Annotated in this window: 12 protein-coding genes and 1 pseudogene; 6 read left to right on the top strand and 7 right to left on the bottom strand. The window is 72.9% G+C overall.

Going from position 1 to position 14,274, the window contains the following annotated elements; genetic code table 11:
- Both ON36_RS23355 and ON36_RS23360 read left to right on the top strand, forming a co-directional pair.
- Positions 1 to 509 (top strand): M23 family metallopeptidase (locus ON36_RS23355; protein ID WP_043657631.1); only part of this gene is annotated, 509 nt, incomplete at its 5' end.
- Between the two features lie 595 nt (positions 510 to 1,104).
- Positions 1,105 to 2,484 carry a DUF1731 domain-containing protein gene (locus tag ON36_RS23360; protein WP_083885334.1) on the top strand — a complete coding sequence of 460 codons (1,380 nt, stop codon included), beginning with the start codon at positions 1,105 to 1,107 and terminating at the stop codon, positions 2,482 to 2,484.
- A gap of 3 nt (positions 2,485 to 2,487) precedes the next feature.
- Here ON36_RS23360 and ON36_RS23365 read toward each other — a convergent pair whose 3' ends face one another.
- Positions 2,488 to 5,070: a UvrD-helicase domain-containing protein gene (locus ON36_RS23365; RefSeq protein ID WP_043657634.1), complete on the bottom strand. Its 2,583-nt coding sequence runs from the start codon at positions 5,068 to 5,070 to the stop codon at positions 2,488 to 2,490.
- 217 nt (positions 5,071 to 5,287) lie between these two features.
- On the opposite strand from ON36_RS23365, the gene ON36_RS23370 reads away from it, so the two are divergent.
- Positions 5,288 to 5,593 carry a chorismate mutase gene (locus ON36_RS23370; protein ID WP_043657656.1) on the top strand — a complete coding sequence of 102 codons (306 nt, stop codon included), beginning with the start codon at positions 5,288 to 5,290 and terminating at the stop codon, positions 5,591 to 5,593.
- 561 nt (positions 5,594 to 6,154) lie between these two features.
- Here the strand turns inward: ON36_RS23370 and ON36_RS23375 are convergent.
- Positions 6,155 to 7,609, bottom strand: coding sequence for an NAD-dependent succinate-semialdehyde dehydrogenase (locus tag ON36_RS23375; RefSeq protein WP_043657637.1), 1,455 nt, complete (start codon positions 7,607 to 7,609; stop codon positions 6,155 to 6,157).
- A gap of 141 nt (positions 7,610 to 7,750) precedes the next feature.
- Here ON36_RS23375 and pgi point away from each other — a divergent pair, with 141 nt between their 5' ends.
- Positions 7,751 to 9,385 (top strand): glucose-6-phosphate isomerase, encoded by a 1,635-nt coding sequence (gene pgi, locus ON36_RS23380; protein WP_043657640.1) that lies wholly within the window; start codon positions 7,751 to 7,753, stop codon positions 9,383 to 9,385.
- On the opposite strand, the gene ON36_RS23385 is transcribed toward pgi, so the two are convergent.
- The 5 genes from ON36_RS23385 to ON36_RS23400 are packed head-to-tail and all read right to left on the bottom strand — an operon-like array spanning position 9,357 to position 13,102.
- Positions 9,357 to 9,926: a potassium channel family protein gene (locus tag ON36_RS23385; protein ID WP_052314278.1), complete on the bottom strand. Its 570-nt coding sequence runs from the start codon at positions 9,924 to 9,926 to the stop codon at positions 9,357 to 9,359. The two genes, pgi and ON36_RS23385, sit on opposite strands and share 29 nt — an antisense overlap.
- 47 nt (positions 9,927 to 9,973) lie before the next feature.
- The gene (locus tag ON36_RS23390; RefSeq protein WP_052314279.1) at positions 9,974 to 10,669 is read right to left on the bottom strand and encodes a nucleoside/nucleotide kinase family protein; all 696 of its coding nucleotides are present in this window, start codon (positions 10,667 to 10,669) and stop codon (positions 9,974 to 9,976) included.
- Positions 10,670 to 10,688: 19 nt separating this feature from the next.
- Positions 10,689 to 10,835: a hypothetical protein gene (locus ON36_RS35555; protein ID WP_169334728.1), complete on the bottom strand. Its 147-nt coding sequence runs from the start codon at positions 10,833 to 10,835 to the stop codon at positions 10,689 to 10,691.
- A gap of 34 nt (positions 10,836 to 10,869) precedes the next feature.
- The gene (locus ON36_RS23395) at positions 10,870 to 12,489 is read right to left on the bottom strand and encodes an acyl-CoA dehydrogenase family protein (protein ID WP_043657643.1); all 1,620 of its coding nucleotides are present in this window, start codon (positions 12,487 to 12,489) and stop codon (positions 10,870 to 10,872) included.
- 13 nt (positions 12,490 to 12,502) lie between these two features.
- Positions 12,503 to 13,102, bottom strand: a complete 600-nt coding sequence (locus ON36_RS23400) for a TetR/AcrR family transcriptional regulator (protein ID WP_043657647.1) — start codon at positions 13,100 to 13,102, stop codon at positions 12,503 to 12,505.
- 63 nt (positions 13,103 to 13,165) lie between these two features.
- Between ON36_RS23400 and ON36_RS23405 the strand changes: the two genes are divergently transcribed.
- Positions 13,166 to 13,933, top strand: coding sequence for a crotonase/enoyl-CoA hydratase family protein (locus tag ON36_RS23405; protein WP_043657649.1), 768 nt, complete (start codon positions 13,166 to 13,168; stop codon positions 13,931 to 13,933).
- Positions 13,933 to 14,274: pseudogene (locus ON36_RS23410) on the top strand (hypothetical protein); the annotation flags it as partial. The gene ON36_RS23405 and the pseudogene ON36_RS23410, both read left to right, overlap by 1 nt.

Raw genomic sequence — 14,274 nt, forward strand, 5'->3', positions numbered from 1 at the left:
TCCTCGACGTCGCGGGCACCACCGCCCGCAACCAGTTCGACGACATGCTCGCCAAGGGCGCGCGCTACGCCGAGGACCTGGCCGCCCAGGAAGCCGCGAAATACCGCCCGCTGTTCGCGAAGTTCACCACCGGCACCTTCACCTCCACCTTCGGCGCCCGCTGGGGCGTCCAGCACCTCGGCATCGACGTCGCCGCCCCGATCGGCACCCCGATCTACGCGGTCGCCGACGGCACGGTCGTCGAGGCCGGTCCCGCTTCGGGTTTCGGCATGTGGGTCCGCCTGCTGCACGACGACGGCACCATCACCATCTACGGCCACATCGACACCGCGACCGTGTCCCAGGGCCAGCGGGTGATGGCGGGCGACCAGATCGCCACCGTCGGCAACCGCGGCTTCTCCACCGGCCCGCACTGCCACTTCGAGGTCTGGCTCAACGGAACCGACAAGATCGACCCCATCCCGTGGCTCGCCACCCGCGGCATCAGCCTGGGCGTCCTGCGGGACTGAAACATTGGAGCGCTGGCGCGCTCGAGTCGCGGCCCTCGGTGCCCCGACGACAACGACGCGAGACTCGCGGCTGCGCCGCATGGTCTCGCGTCGTTGTCGTCGGGGCGGCCGCGACGCTCGCTGCGCTCGCTGGGCCTCCTCGGGGTCGGCCCCGGTGGGTCGGGTCGGCGGTCTTGGGCGGCAGCGGTGGTCGGCAGCCGTGGGCGCTACTGCCGACGGACTCGTCCGGGTCGGCATGGTGTAGCCGGTTCGCCGACCCTCGCGCCGAGAGCTGGGCCAACCCGGACGGGCCGGGCCGCCGTCAGCCGGGTGCGACACGGCCCTTCGCGAGGTCGGCGTGTGGTGGCCCAGCCGCCGAGTCAGGCGCCACGCCCGCTGAGACTCCGCGCGAGTCGGCCCGTCGTGCTCGCGCCGTCGGCGTGGCGTGCGACATCGCTCGGGCTGTTCCCGGTCGGCCCGGTGGGCCGGGCCGTCGGGGCGGGCGCGACACTCACCGATTCCCGACGGGGCCGGGCGGCTGGGGCGGGCGTCTCACGGGGGGACGTGAGCACTGACACGCTTCCCTCGGTACATCGGCGCCGATAGCGTTCGGGCTATGCCTGGTACGACGACGTACTCGCAGTTTCTCTCGCTGACGCCGGCAGCGGTGTGGCGGGTGCTGGGGGACCCCGCACGGTGGCCGGAGTGGAATCCGGGAATTCGCTCGGTGCGCATGCGGGCGCCGGTCGCGGTCGGCGCTACGGGGGATTACCTTCCCGCCGGGCCGGTTTCGGCGCGCGTCCACGGCCGCTTCGCCGAGCCGTTCACGGTGACGACCTACGAGCCGGAGCGGGAGATCGTCCTCGAACAGCCCGAACCCGCGGGACTCCTGCGGATCCGATGGCGGCTCGCCGCACGGGACGGCGGCACCCTGATCAGCCAGGACGTCACCTTCTCCGGCGCCTCGGCCCCCGCCGCGCGGGCGGTGGTCGCGCCGTTCCTGGAAAACGATGTGCGCGTGAACTTCTCGCGCCTGGCCCGGCTGGCCGGGCTCGCGCCCACCCCGGACGCGCTGACCGCGGTGATCGCCGGCGGCACGGGCGCGCTCGGTCGGCAGGTCGCGGCCGACCTGGTGTGCCGGGGTCAGCGGGTCGTGCTGCTGACCCGCCGCCGCACCGCGGAACTGCCCTTCCCGCAGGAGGAATGGGACGGCAGGTCGGTCGGCGACTGGGCGGCCCGGCTGGCCGGGCCCGGGCGGGTCGCGGTGATCAACCTCGCGGGCAAGCTGGTCGACTGCCGCCCCACCGAACGCAACATCGCCGAATTGCGCGCCAGTCGCGTGGATTCCACCGCGGCGCTGGTCGCCGCAGCCGCGCGCCGGAGCACACCGGTCGACTACTGGATCCAGGCAGGCACCACCGCGATCTGGTCCGACGCGGGCGAGACCCGCTGCACCGAGACCACTCCCCTGCCGACCGGCCTGCCGCAGATGACCGGCGTGGCCGAGCCGTGGGAACGCGCCTTCGACCCCGCCGTCGCCGCGCGCTGGACCGTGCTGCGCACCTCCATCGTCCTCGACCCGGCCGCGCCCGCCCTGCGGCGCCTGAGCCTGCTCACCCGCGCCGGCCTCGGCGGCCGCGTCGGGCCGGGCACGCAGTGGTTCAGCTGGATCCACGTCGAGGACTGGCTGGCGATCGTGCGCGCCGCCCTCGGCCTCGACCCCCGGGTGACGCTGCCCGACGGAATCCTGGTGGCCGCCACTGACTTCCCCGTCCGCAACCGCGACCTCATGCGCACCCTGCGCCGCCGCCTGCACCGGCCGCCCGCCCCGCCGACCCCCGCGGCGGTGCTGCGCCTCGGCGCGATCCTCCTGCGCACCGACGCCGCCCTCGGCCTCACCGGCAGGCACGCCACCTCGACGGTGCTGCGCGAGGCAGGCTTCCGCTTCCGCTACCCGTCACTGGACGAGGCGCTGGCCGACCTGCTCCCGCACTAGCCCCTACAGCTTGACCAGGGTCCGGCTGAACTGCGGGATCAGCCGGATCTTGCCTGCGGTGCCGAAGTCGATGGTCACCGTCGCCAGCGGGCCGACCCCGTCGGCGGCGACGACCCGGCCCAGACCGTACTTGTCGTCGCTGACCCGGTCACCGACGGCGAGGACGAGATCGGTGTTGTTGCGCTTGACGCCGCCGCCACCGCCGCCGGGCGCGGGCCTGCGGGGGCCGGAGCCGCCGCGCACGCCGGGCCGCTGGTCCCAGCCGTCGCCGCGGGTCCAGTCCCGCTCGAACCCGGAGTCCTCGCCGCGACGACGCGTCCCGCGCTGCGGGGACGACACCGGCTCCAGCCTGCGCCAGTCCATGAGGTGCCCCGGGATCTCCTGCAGAAACCGCGATTCCGGGTTCGACACCGGCTGCCCCCAGCCCGAACGCACCACCGCGCGGGTCAGGTAGAGCCGCTGCCGCGCGCGGGTGATCCCGACATAGGCGAGCCTGCGCTCCTCGGCGAGCTCGGTCGGATCGCCCAGCGCGCGCATGTGCGGGAACTGGCCGTCCTCCCAGCCGGTCACGAACACGACCGGGAACTCCAGGCCCTTGGCCGTGTGCAGGGTCATCATGGTGACCACGCCGGAACCCTCGTCCGGGATCTGGTCGGTGTCGGCCACCAGCGAGACCCGCTCCAGGAAGGCCGCCAGCGAACCCGGCTCGGGCTCGCCGTCGTCGGCCTCGGGCACCAGGCCCTCGGCACGGGCCGCCTCGGCGTTGTTGTACGCCTCGGAACTGAATTCGCGCGCCACGCTGACCAGTTCGTTGAGGTTGTCGAGCCGGGCGCCGTCCTGCGGGTCGTCGGAGGCCTCCAGCTCCCCGCGATAGCCGGTGCGGTCGAGCACCGCCTCGACGACATTGCCGACGTCGGGGTAGTCGCTGTCGGCGCGCCGCCCGGCCGCGCGGATCTCGTCGAGCAGGTCGAGGAAGCCCGCGATGGCCCGCTGGGCGCGGGTGTTGAGCAGGGCGACCTTGCCGTCGGCCGCGTCGCGCAGGGCCGCCGCGAAGCCGATGTCGCGCTGCTCGGCGTGCACCGCCACGCAGGCCTCCGCCCGGTCGCCGATGCCGCGGCGCGGGGTGTTGAGGATGCGGCGCAGGCTCACCGCGTCGTCGGGGTTCTCGAGCACGCGCAGGTAGGCGACCACGTCGCGGACCTCCTTGCGCTCGTAGAACCGCACGCCGCCGACCACCTTGTAGGGCAGCCCCATCCGGATGAAGATCTCCTCCAGCGCGCGGGAGTTGTTGTTGGTGCGGTAGAACACCGCGACATCGCCGTAGTTGGCGTCACCCGCGTCGACCAGGCGGTCGATCTCCTTGGCCACGAAGGCGGCCTCGTCGTGCTCGTTGTCGGCCACGTAGCCGGTGATCAGCTCGCCCTCACCGGAATCGGTCCACAGCTTCTTCTCGCGGCGGCCCTCGTTGCGCGCGATGACCGCGTTCGCGGCCGAGAGGATGTGCTGGGTGGAGCGGTAGTTCTGTTCGAGCAGAATGGTCTCCGCGTCCGGGAAGTCCCGCTCGAATTCCTCGATGTTGCGGATCGTCGCGCCGCGGAAGGCATAGATCGACTGGTCGGCGTCACCCACCACGCACAGCTCGCTCGGCGGCACGGCGTCCTCGCCGTCCGCGCCGCCGTGACCGACCAGCTCCCGCACCAGGACGTACTGGGCGTGGTTGGTGTCCTGGTACTCGTCGACCAGGACGTGGCGGAAGCGGCGGCGGTAGTACTCGGCGACCTGCGGGTGGCTCTGCAGCAGCGCGACCGTCTCGCCGATCAGGTCGTCGAAGTCGAGGGCGTTGGCCGCGCGCAGCCGGCGCTGGTACTCGGTGTAGACCCGGGCGACGAGGCCGGGGAGTTCGGTCTCGTCGGACTCGGCGTCGGCGGTCGCCTTCTCCGGGTCGATGAGCTCGTTCTTCAGATTGGAGATGGCGGTGGCGAGCAGCCGCGCCGAGTACTTCTTCTGATCGATGTCGAAATCGCGGCTGATCATGGTGAGCAGGCGGCGCGAATCGTCGGCGTCGTAGATGGAGAAGTTGGAATTCAGGCCCGGCAGCAGCGCCGCCTGCATGCGCAGAATGCGCACGCAGCTCGAGTGGAAGGTGGACACCCACATGTTCGCCGCGCGCGGGCCGACCAGCCCGGCGACCCGCTCACGCATCTCCGCGGCGGCCTTGTTGGTGAAGGTGATGGCCAGGATCTGACCGGTCTGCACCCCGCGCGCGGCCAGCAGATAGGCGATGCGCCGGGTGAGCACCGCGGTCTTGCCCGAGCCCGCGCCCGCCACGATCAGCAGCGGCGTGCCCTCGTGCACCACGGCCGCCCGCTGCTGCGGGTTCAGGCCGTCGAGCAGGCGCGCGGTCTCCTCCGCGCGGCGCTCGGCCCGCTCCCGCCGCCGCTGCTCCTGCTCGGCCGAATGCCGGGCCGCCGACTCCGCCAGCCCGCCGCCCGACGTCACGGAACGGCCGCTGTCCGGTTGCGACTGCGCCGCGTTTGCGGGCTCGCGGGAATCGGCTGACGTGGGGGAAGCGACCGTGGTGTCCATTGTCCGTCCACGCTACCGGCGGGCACCGACACCGGGCCAACCCGATCTTCACAGGTGATTCACAAACAACATTGTTTTGCACAGATTCCCCCGCGTGGCAGACTGGCCGTATGGTCAGCGCTTCTACCACCCACCGGATTTTCGGGGTGCAGGAACGGATCGGGGTAACGGCAGCGCCAACTCGACCGATCTTGGTTCTGACACGAGGAGATGAATGATGAGCACCCCTGCCACCACCGCCGGGTCGGAGTCCGCCCCCGAGGCTGCGCTGCCGCAGTCCGAGGCCGAGATCGAAAAGCTCCGCCTCGAGATCGACCAGCTCGACTCGCAGATCCTCGCCGCGATCAAACGCCGCACCGAGATCTCGCGCATCATCGGCCGGACCCGCATGGCCTCCGGCGGCCCCCGTCTCGTGCACAGCCGCGAGATGAAGGTCCTCGAACGCTTCAGCGAACTGGGCCAGGAGGGCCACACCCTCGCCATGCTCCTGCTGCGGCTCGGCCGCGGCCGCCTCGGCCGCTAGCGCAGCCACTCGAACCACGCGACGAGCGATCGTCGCCTCCGAAAAGGCCGCCCCGGGTGTCAAACACCCCGGGGCGGTTTTGCTGTGTCGGTGGAGCGCCGGCGCGCTCGAGTCGCGGCCCTTCGGGCCCCGTCGAACAGCGACGCGATACTCGCGCCTGCGGCGCATTGTCTCGCGTCGCTGTTCGGCGGGGCGGCCGCGACCGCCGCTGCGCGGCGGGGCCTCCTCGGGGTCGGCCCGTCGTGGGTGGCTGTGCGCCTACCTACCTGCCCGGGCTGCGCGGCCGCCTTGCTGCCGAGCTACGCGCCTGCCCGGCTGCCCGCCTGCCCGGCTGTCCGGCTGCCAGGCTGCCTGCGCGCCTGGCTGCCTGCGCGCCTGCCTGTCTCCTCCCTGCGCGCCTGCCTGCCTGCCCGCCCGGCTGCCCGGCTGCCCGGCTACGCGGCTGCCCGGCTACGCGGCTGCCCGGCTACGCGGCTGCCCGGCTGCGCGGCTGCCCGGCTGCGCGGCTACCCGGCTGCGCGGCTACCCGGCTGCGCGGCTGCGCGGCTGCCGCCGGGAGCGTCAGAGGGCGATGTACTTCGTGTCCAGGTACTCCTCGATGCCCTCGGTGCCGCCTTCGCGGCCGAAGCCCGATTCCTTGATGCCGCCGAAGGGGGCGGCGGGGTCGGAGATGACGCCGCGGTTGACGCCGACCATGCCCGATTCCAGGGCCTCGGCGACGCGCAGGGCGCGGTCGAGGTCGCGGGTGTAGACGTAGGACACCAGGCCGTAGCGGGTGTCGTTGGCGGCGGCCAGGCCCTCCTCCTCGGTGTCGAAGCCGATGATGGGCGCCACGGGGCCGAAGACCTCCTCGCGCAGGATGCGCGCCTGCGCGGGGACGTCGGCGAGGACGGTGGCGGGGTAGTACCAGCCGGGACCCTCGGGCGTCTCGCCGCCGCAGAGCACCTTGGCGCCGTGGGCGACGGCGTCCTCGACCAGCTCGCGCACGATGTCGCGCTGGTCCTCGCTGACCAGCGGGCCGAGCGTGGTCGCCGGGTCGGTGCCGGGGCCGAGGACGACCGAGGACGAGATGGCCTCGACCAGCTTGGCGGTGAACTCCTCGCGCACGCTGTTGTGGACGTGGAAGCGGTTGGCGGCGGTGCACGCCTCGCCGCCGTTGCGGAGCTTGGCCAGCATGGCGCCCGACACCGCGGCGTCGACGTCGGCGTCGTCGAACACCACGAAGGGGGCGTTGCCGCCCAGTTCCATGGAGGTGCGGAGCAGCCGGTCGGCCGACGCCGCGACCAGGGTCTTGCCCACCTCGGTCGACCCGGTGAAGGTCAGCTTGCGCAGGCGGGGATCGGCGATGAGCGGGGCGGTGACCGCGCCGGAGCGGCGGGAGGTGATCACCGAGAGCACGCCGTCGGGCAGGCCGGCCTCGCTGCACAGCTTCGCCAGCGCCAGCATGGTCAGCGGGGTCGCCGAGGCGGGCTTGACGATGATGGTGCAGCCCGCCGCGAGCGCGGGGCCGATCTTGCGGGTGCCCATCGCCAGCGGGAAGTTCCACGGCGTGATCGCCAGACACGGCCCGACCGGCTGCTTGTGCACCATGATGCGCCCGGTCCCCGACGGCGCGTGCAGGTAGCGGCCGTGCACCCGGACCGCCTCCTCGGCGAACCACCGGAAGAACTCGGCGCCGTAGCGCACCTCGTTGCGGCTCTCCGGGAGCGCCTTGCCCATCTCCAGGGTCATCAGCAGGGCGAATTCCTCGCTCCGCTCGATCAGCAGCTCGTAGACCCGCCGCAGGATCTCCCCGCGTTCGCGGGCGGGCCGGGCGGCCCAGTCCGCGCCGACCGCGACCGCCGCGTCCAGCGCGCGCATCGCGTCGGCGGGGCTGGCGTCGGCCACCCGGGCGATCTCCTGACCGGTCGCCGGGTCGGTCACGCCGAAGGACGCCCCGCCCTCCGCGGGCACCGAGGCACCGTCGATCCAGAGGCCCGAGGGCACCGTGTCGAGAACTTCGCGCATCGCAACCATGACCCCCAGCCTAGAAGCGCGCGACCCCGGCGGGCCGGCTTCACGAGAAACCACGGCGCGTGCGGGGCGGATACCGCAAGCCGCGCGGGGAGTTTCGGGCCTGCGGTGACGGACCCGCCCGCGCGCCATAGACTCGGCCGGGTGAGCAGTGACATCACCGCGACGGCGGCCTGGCGGAAACTGCAGGATCATCACCGCACCGTGGCGGACCGACACCTACGGCAGTTCTTCGCCGAGGACCCCGACCGCGGCCGCGAACTGGTCGTGCGGGTCGGCGATCTGCACGTCGACATCAGCAAGCATCGAGTCACCCGCGAGACGCTCGGCCTGCTGGCCGAGCTGGCGCACGAGGCCGGGGTCGCCGAGCGGCGCGCGCAGATGTTCGCCGGCGCGCACATCAACACCTCGGAGGACCGCGCGGTGGGCCATGTCGCGCTGCGGCTCCCGGCGGGCGCGCACATGGACATCGACGGCGCCGACGCGGCGGCCGAGGTGCACGGGGTGCTGGCCCGGATGCGCGCCTTCGCCGACGCGGTGCGCTCCGGCGAGTGGCGCGGCGCCACCGGCGAGCGCATCACGACCGTGGTCAACATCGGCATCGGCGGCTCGGACCTCGGCCCGGACATGGTCCATCGCGCGCTGCGCTTCTACGCCGACGCCGGGATCTCGGCCCGGTTCGTCTCCAATGTCGACCCCGCCGACATCCTGTCCGCGCTCGACGGCCTCGACCCGGCGACGACGCTGTTCATCGTTGCCTCCAAGACCTTTTCGACCCTGGAGACGCTGACCAACGCGACCGCGGCGCGCCGCTGGCTGGTGGCGGCGCTGGGCGAGGACGCGGTCGCCAAGCACTTCGTCGCGGTGTCGACCGCGGCCGATCGGGTGGCCGAGTTCGGGATCGACACCGAGCACATGTTCGGCTTCTGGGACTGGGTCGGCGGCCGCTTCTCGGTCGACTCCGCGATCGGCCTGTCGGTGATGGTGACCATCGGTCCGGACCGCTTCGACGAGTTCCTGGCCGGGATGCACGCGGTGGACCGGCATTTCGTGGAGGAGCCGTTCGAATCCAACGCGCCGGTGCTGCTGGCCCTGCTCGGCGTCTGGTACTCGAACTTCTTCGGCGCGGAGTCACGGGTGGTCCTGCCCTACTCCGACGACCTCGCCCGCTTCCCCGCCTACCTGCAGCAGCTGACGATGGAGTCCAACGGCAAGTCCGTGCGCACCGACGGCACGCCCGTGACCACGTCGACCGGCGAGATCTTCTGGGGCGAACCCGGCACCAACGGCCAGCACGCGTTCTTCCAGCTCCTGCACCAGGGCACCCGCCTCGTCCCGGCCGATTTCCTCGGTTTCGCCCGCGCCACCGAGGACGCGCCGACCCGCGACGGGTCCGGCAGCATGCACGACCTGCTGATGAGCAACTTCTTCGCCCAGACCAAGGTGCTGGCCTTCGGCAAGACGGCCGAGGAGATCGCCGCCGAGGGCACCGCGCCGGAGCTGGTGCCGCACAAGGTCATGCCGGGCAACCGGCCGAGCACCACCATCCTCGCGCCGCGGCTGACCCCGTCGACGCTGGGTCAGCTCATCGCGCTCTACGAGCACCAGGTGTTCGTGTCCGGGGTGATCTGGGGGATCGACAGTTTCGACCAGTGGGGCGTGGAGCTGGGCAAGCAGCAGGCGCTGGCGCTGGCGCCCCTGCTGGCCTCCGACGAGCCGGTGGACCAGGGCGATTCGTCGACCGACGCGCTCATCGAGTGGTATCGGTCGCACCGCTGAGCTTCGCGGCCGCGGCCCGGTCGGCGGCGCGTTCGAGCCGCCGGGTCAGCGCGGAGGTGAAGATGGTGAGCAGGGTGCCGATGATGACCAGGTCGAAGGCGATCTGGGCCATGGTGGCGATCCGCGCGACCTGTCCGGTCGCGTGGACGTCGCCGTAGCCGACGGTGCCGAGGGTGACCACGGTGTAGTACAGCGAGTCGGTGCGGGTGGCCAGGCCGGAGAATTCCGCGGGGTCGTGGATCTCCAGCCGGTAGTAGAACTGGGCGAAGAACACCACCGCCACGAAGACGAGCAGCAGGATGCTGTCGATGCGCGACCCCATCGCCTCGGGATCGCGCAGGTAGTGCCGGATCCGCCGGGCGATGAGCCAGATCAGGCCGCCGAGGCCGATCAGGAAGCAGATCAGCGCCAGGATCTGGGACGCGATGTTGTCGCCGCCGATGTCCCAGCGCAGCGGCACCCCGTAGAAGAACAGCAGTGCGCACACCACCCCGGCGACGAGATTGCGGACGCGGGTGCTCCGGCGCGGCTGGTCGGTCATCGGTTCATGATCGGCCGTGCCGGAGCGGATCGGCGGCAAGCGCGCCGTCAGGGCGCGGAAATGCGGTAGCCGTCGCCGTCGGCGACCAGGACGAGCTGGGCGCGCGGCCTGCTCGCGGCGACCAGTTCGGCGTTGCGCAGGTCGCTGTCGCGCACCTTGCGCAGGGCGGCCTCCGGGTCGCGCCCGCCCGCCCGGTGCCGGGCCAGCAGGCGCTCGGTGAGCCGGGAGCGATCGGCGTCGACGTACCACGTCTCGTCGAGCAGGGCCCGCACGCCGGACCAGCCGGGCGCCTCGGCCTCGTCGAGCAGCAGGTAGTTGCCCTCGGTGATGACCACGGTGTGCCCGGTGAACACCGCACCGCCCGGCGTCGGCTCGTCCAGCGCCCGGTCGAAGGTGGGCCAGGGCACGGGCACTCCGAGAGGGGTGTCGCGGACCCGCCGCAGCGCGGCCACGTAACCCGCGGCGTCGAAGGTGTCCGGTTCGCCCTTGCGGGCCAGGGCGTTCCGGGCGCGCAGGGTGGCGTTGGGCAGGTGGAATCCGTCCATCGGCGCGAGCCCGGCGAAGCCGTCGCCGGCCGCGTGGTTCAGCGCGGTGACGAGCCGTGCGGCCAGCGTGGACTTGCCCGCGCCGGGCGGGCCCGCGATGCCGACGACGTAGCGGTGCCCGTCCGCGGGGCGGGCACCGAGCCGGTCGAGGATGCGCCCGGCCAGCTGAGCGGGCCGGGCGGGGCCGGGCGAGGTCACCCCCGCACCGTACCGGGGGTCAGCGGCGGGGATCAGCGATGCCGGGCGTCTCCTGATCACGGGTGGGTGGGACGGCCGTGGCATCGGCCCGCGAGATCACCGGGATCTCGGAGGTCGGTGCTTCGGAGAAGAGGATTTCGGTCGAGCGCGCTTCGGCATCGGACATGGCAGCGAGCATAGCCCGCACGACCGAAAGCCATTCAGGCAAAGGCGCGTTCGACTACCGCCGCGGTGTCGATACCGGTCGGTAGCGTGCCGAAGGCGATGCCCCAGTCCCCGGCGAGGCGGGTCGCGCAGAAGGCGTCGGCCACCGCCTGGTGACCGTGTCGTACCAGCTGAGCGCCCTGCAGGACCAGCGCCATGAGCTCGATGACCCGGCGGGCCCGGTACTCGATGTCGCTCAGGTCGGCCAGTTCCTTGCCGACCCGGTCGATGGCGTCGTCCAGGCGCGGGTCCGCGCCGCGGGCCAGGTTCACCTCCCCGAAGAACGCCTCGACGGTCTCGGGCTGGCGGCCCATGGCGCGCAACGCGTCCAGCGCCGCCACGTTGCCCGAGCCCTCCCAGATCGACATGAGCGGCGACTCCCGGAACAGCCGCGGCATGCCCGACTCCTCGGCGTAGCCGTTGCCGCCCAGGCACTCCAGGGCCTCGGCGGCGTGGGCGGGCGCCCGCTTGCACACCCAGTACTTGGTCACCGCGAGGGCGATGCGGCGCAGGGCGGCTTCGGCCGGATCGCCGCCCGCGCGGTCGGTGGCGCCCGCGAGGCGCATCATGACCGTGGTCGCCGCGTCGGACTCGATGACGAGGTCGGCCAGCACGTTGCGCATGGCGGGCTGATCGATCAGGTACGCGCCGAACGCCTTGCGGTGCCGCGCGTGGTGCACGGCCGCGACCGCGCCCTGGCGCATGCCGGTCGCCGAACCGATGACGCAGTCGAGGCGGGTCATGTTGACCATCTCGATGATGGTCTTCACTCCGGCGCCCTCGTCGCCGACCAGCCAGCCGGTGGCGTTCTCGTACTCGATCTCCGAGGACGCGTTGGACTTGTTGCCCAGCTTGTCCTTGAGCCGCTGGATGCGGATCGGGTTGCGGGTGCCGTCGGGCAGCACCCGGGGCAGCAGGAAGCACGACAGGCCGCCGGGGGCCTGGGCCAGGGTGAGGAACATGTCCGACATGGGCGCCGAGGTGAACCACTTGTGCCCGACGACGCGGTAGGAGCCGTCCGGCTGCGGGGTCGCGGTGGTGGTGTTGGCGCGCACGTCGGAGCCGCCCTGCTTCTCGGTCATCGACATGCCCGCGATGAGACCGGCCTTGCCCGAGGGCTCGCGCAGACCGAAGTCGTAGACGCGCGAGCCGAGCAGCGGCTCGTAGCGGGCCGCGAGCTCGGCGTTGTGGCGCAGGGCGGGCACGACCGCGTAGGTCATCGAGATGGGACACATGTGCCCGGCGTCGGCGGCGCCCCAGGTGAAGAACTTCGCGGCGCGGGCGGTGTGCGCGCCCGGCGTGGGGTCGAGCCAGGGCGATCCGTGCAGGCCGTGCGCGACCGCCACCGTCATCAGTTCGTGCCAGGCGGGATGGAATTCGACCTCGTCGACCCGGTGGCCCCAGCGGTCGTGGGTGTGCAGGACCGGCGGGTACTCGTTGGCCAGCCTGCCCCATTCCTGGGCCGTGCGGGCGCCCGCGAGCGCGCCGAGCTCGCGGACCTCGGCCTCGGCCCAGCCCGCGCCCTCGCGGTGCAGGCCCTCGAGCAGCGCCGGATTCCGGGAGACGTCGAAGGGGACGAGGTCGGGCACCTGGTTGAACACTTCGTGCGTGATCACGGGGCAGACTCCTCTACTGCGGGGTGGCGCCGAGCGAGCGCACGGCGAAGGCGACGAGTTCGGGGACGACGGCCTCGGCGGGCGGACCGGCCGCGAGCGGGCCGACGAGCACCTCGCCGATCGCGCCGACCAGGGCGGCCGCGCTGACCGCCGGGTCCTGCGGGGCGAGTTCGCCGGTGCGCACGCCGGCCGCGACGGCGTCGGCGAAGACGGCGGCGAAGGCGCGACGGAACCGCAGGCGCTGCTGGTCGACGGCGGCGTCGACGGGCTCGGCGAGCAGGACGTAGGCCAGCCGCGGGTTCTTCATGGCCCGGCCGGCGAAGGTCTCCACCGCCGCGGTCACCCGCGCGACGGCGCCGCCCGCGCCGACCGCGCCGCGCACCGCCTCGACCTCGCGCGCGACCACCACCGAGAAGACCGCGCCGACGAGGTCGTCCTTGCCCGCGAACTGCTTGTACACGGTGCCGGTCGCCACGCCCGCCGCCGCCGCGACCGCCGCCATGGAGAGCCCGGCGTAACCCGCCTCGGACAGCACCCGGGTGGCGGCCGCCACGATCAGCGCCCGTTGCGCGTCGAGGCGGGCCTGCACGGCCGGGGTCCTGCGGTACACCACGTCAAGAAGTGAATCACGGATTCACTTCTTCACACAAGGGACGGCGGGCCGTATGGTCGAGGCATGAGTGTGCGTGTCGAACATGCGGGCCCGGTGACCACGGTGATCCTGGACCGGCCCGAGGCGCGCAACGCGGTCGACGGGCCGACGGCACGCGCGCTGACCGACGCGTTCCGCGCGTTCGACGCCGACCCGGCGGCCTCGGTCGCGGTGCTCTGGGGCGAGCACGGCACGTTCTGCGCGGGCGCCGACCTCAAGGCCCTCGGCACCCCCGACGGGAACGTGGCCACCGAGGACGGCGACGGCCCGATGGGGCCGACCCGCCTCACCCTGAGCAAACCGGTCATCGCGGCGGTGTCCGGCTACGCGGTCGCGGGCGGCCTCGAACTCGCGCTGTGGTGCGACCTGCGCGTGGCCGAACAGGACGCGACGTTCGGGGTGTTCTGCCGCCGCTGGGGCGTGCCGCTCATCGACGGCGGCACCGTGCGGCTGCCGCGCATCATCGGCGAGGGCCGCGCCCTGGACATGATCCTGACCGGCCGCGCGGTCGGCGCGCCCGAGGCGCTGCAGATGGGCCTGGTCACCCGGGTCGTCCCCAACGGGGACGCCCGCCGGGTCGCCGAGGAACTCGCCGCCCAGCTGGCCACCCTGCCGCAGACGTGCCTGCGCAGCGATCGCGCGTCGGTGCTCGAACAGCACGGCCGCTCCGAGGAATCGGCGCTGCGCAACGAGTTCCGGCACGGCCTCGCCGCCCTGACCGACGGCGCCCTCGACGGCGCGCGGCGCTTCGCCGCGGGCGCGGGCAGGCACGGCAGCGCCGAGCAGCGCTGATGGACCGCCTGTCGGTCGTCGACGAGATCTTCCTGCGCACCCACCGCGGGCTGGGCACCCCGATCGCCCTCCAGGGGCTGTGGCGCACCGCCGAACCCATGGACCCCGCCGTCCTGCGGGCGATCCACGACCGCCTGCGGGTCGGCCCCCTCGGCCGCCGGGTCCGCGAACCCCGCGTCCCGGGCGCCCGGCGCGCCTGGCAACGCAACACCCGCGCCCATCCGCTCTCGCTGGCGCCCGGACCGGTGGGCGACCCGCTGGCGTGGGCCGCCACCCTCGGCGCCGATCTCGATCCCGGACGCGGCCCGGGCTGGCGCCTGGCCGCGGCGCCCCTCGCCGAC

This window comes from Nocardia thailandica NBRC 100428, from assembly GCF_000308795.1.
GTDB classification, from domain to species: Bacteria; Actinomycetota; Actinomycetes; order Mycobacteriales; family Mycobacteriaceae; genus Nocardia; species Nocardia thailandica.

Coding starts and splice junctions, on each gene's coding strand:
- ON36_RS23360 (WP_083885334.1), top strand. CDS start 1,105: ATGCCTGGTACGACGACGTACTCGCAGTTTCTCTCGCTGACGCCGGCA.
- ON36_RS23365 (WP_043657634.1), bottom strand. CDS start 5,070: ATGGACACCACGGTCGCTTCCCCCACGTCAGCCGATTCCCGCGAGCCC.
- ON36_RS23370 (WP_043657656.1), top strand. CDS start 5,288: ATGAGCACCCCTGCCACCACCGCCGGGTCGGAGTCCGCCCCCGAGGCT.
- ON36_RS23375 (WP_043657637.1), bottom strand. CDS start 7,609: ATGGTTGCGATGCGCGAAGTTCTCGACACGGTGCCCTCGGGCCTCTGG.
- ON36_RS23385 (WP_052314278.1), bottom strand. CDS start 9,926: ATGACCGACCAGCCGCGCCGGAGCACCCGCGTCCGCAATCTCGTCGCC.
- ON36_RS35555 (WP_169334728.1), bottom strand. CDS start 10,835: ATGTCCGATGCCGAAGCGCGCTCGACCGAAATCCTCTTCTCCGAAGCA.
- ON36_RS23405 (WP_043657649.1), top strand. CDS start 13,166: ATGAGTGTGCGTGTCGAACATGCGGGCCCGGTGACCACGGTGATCCTG.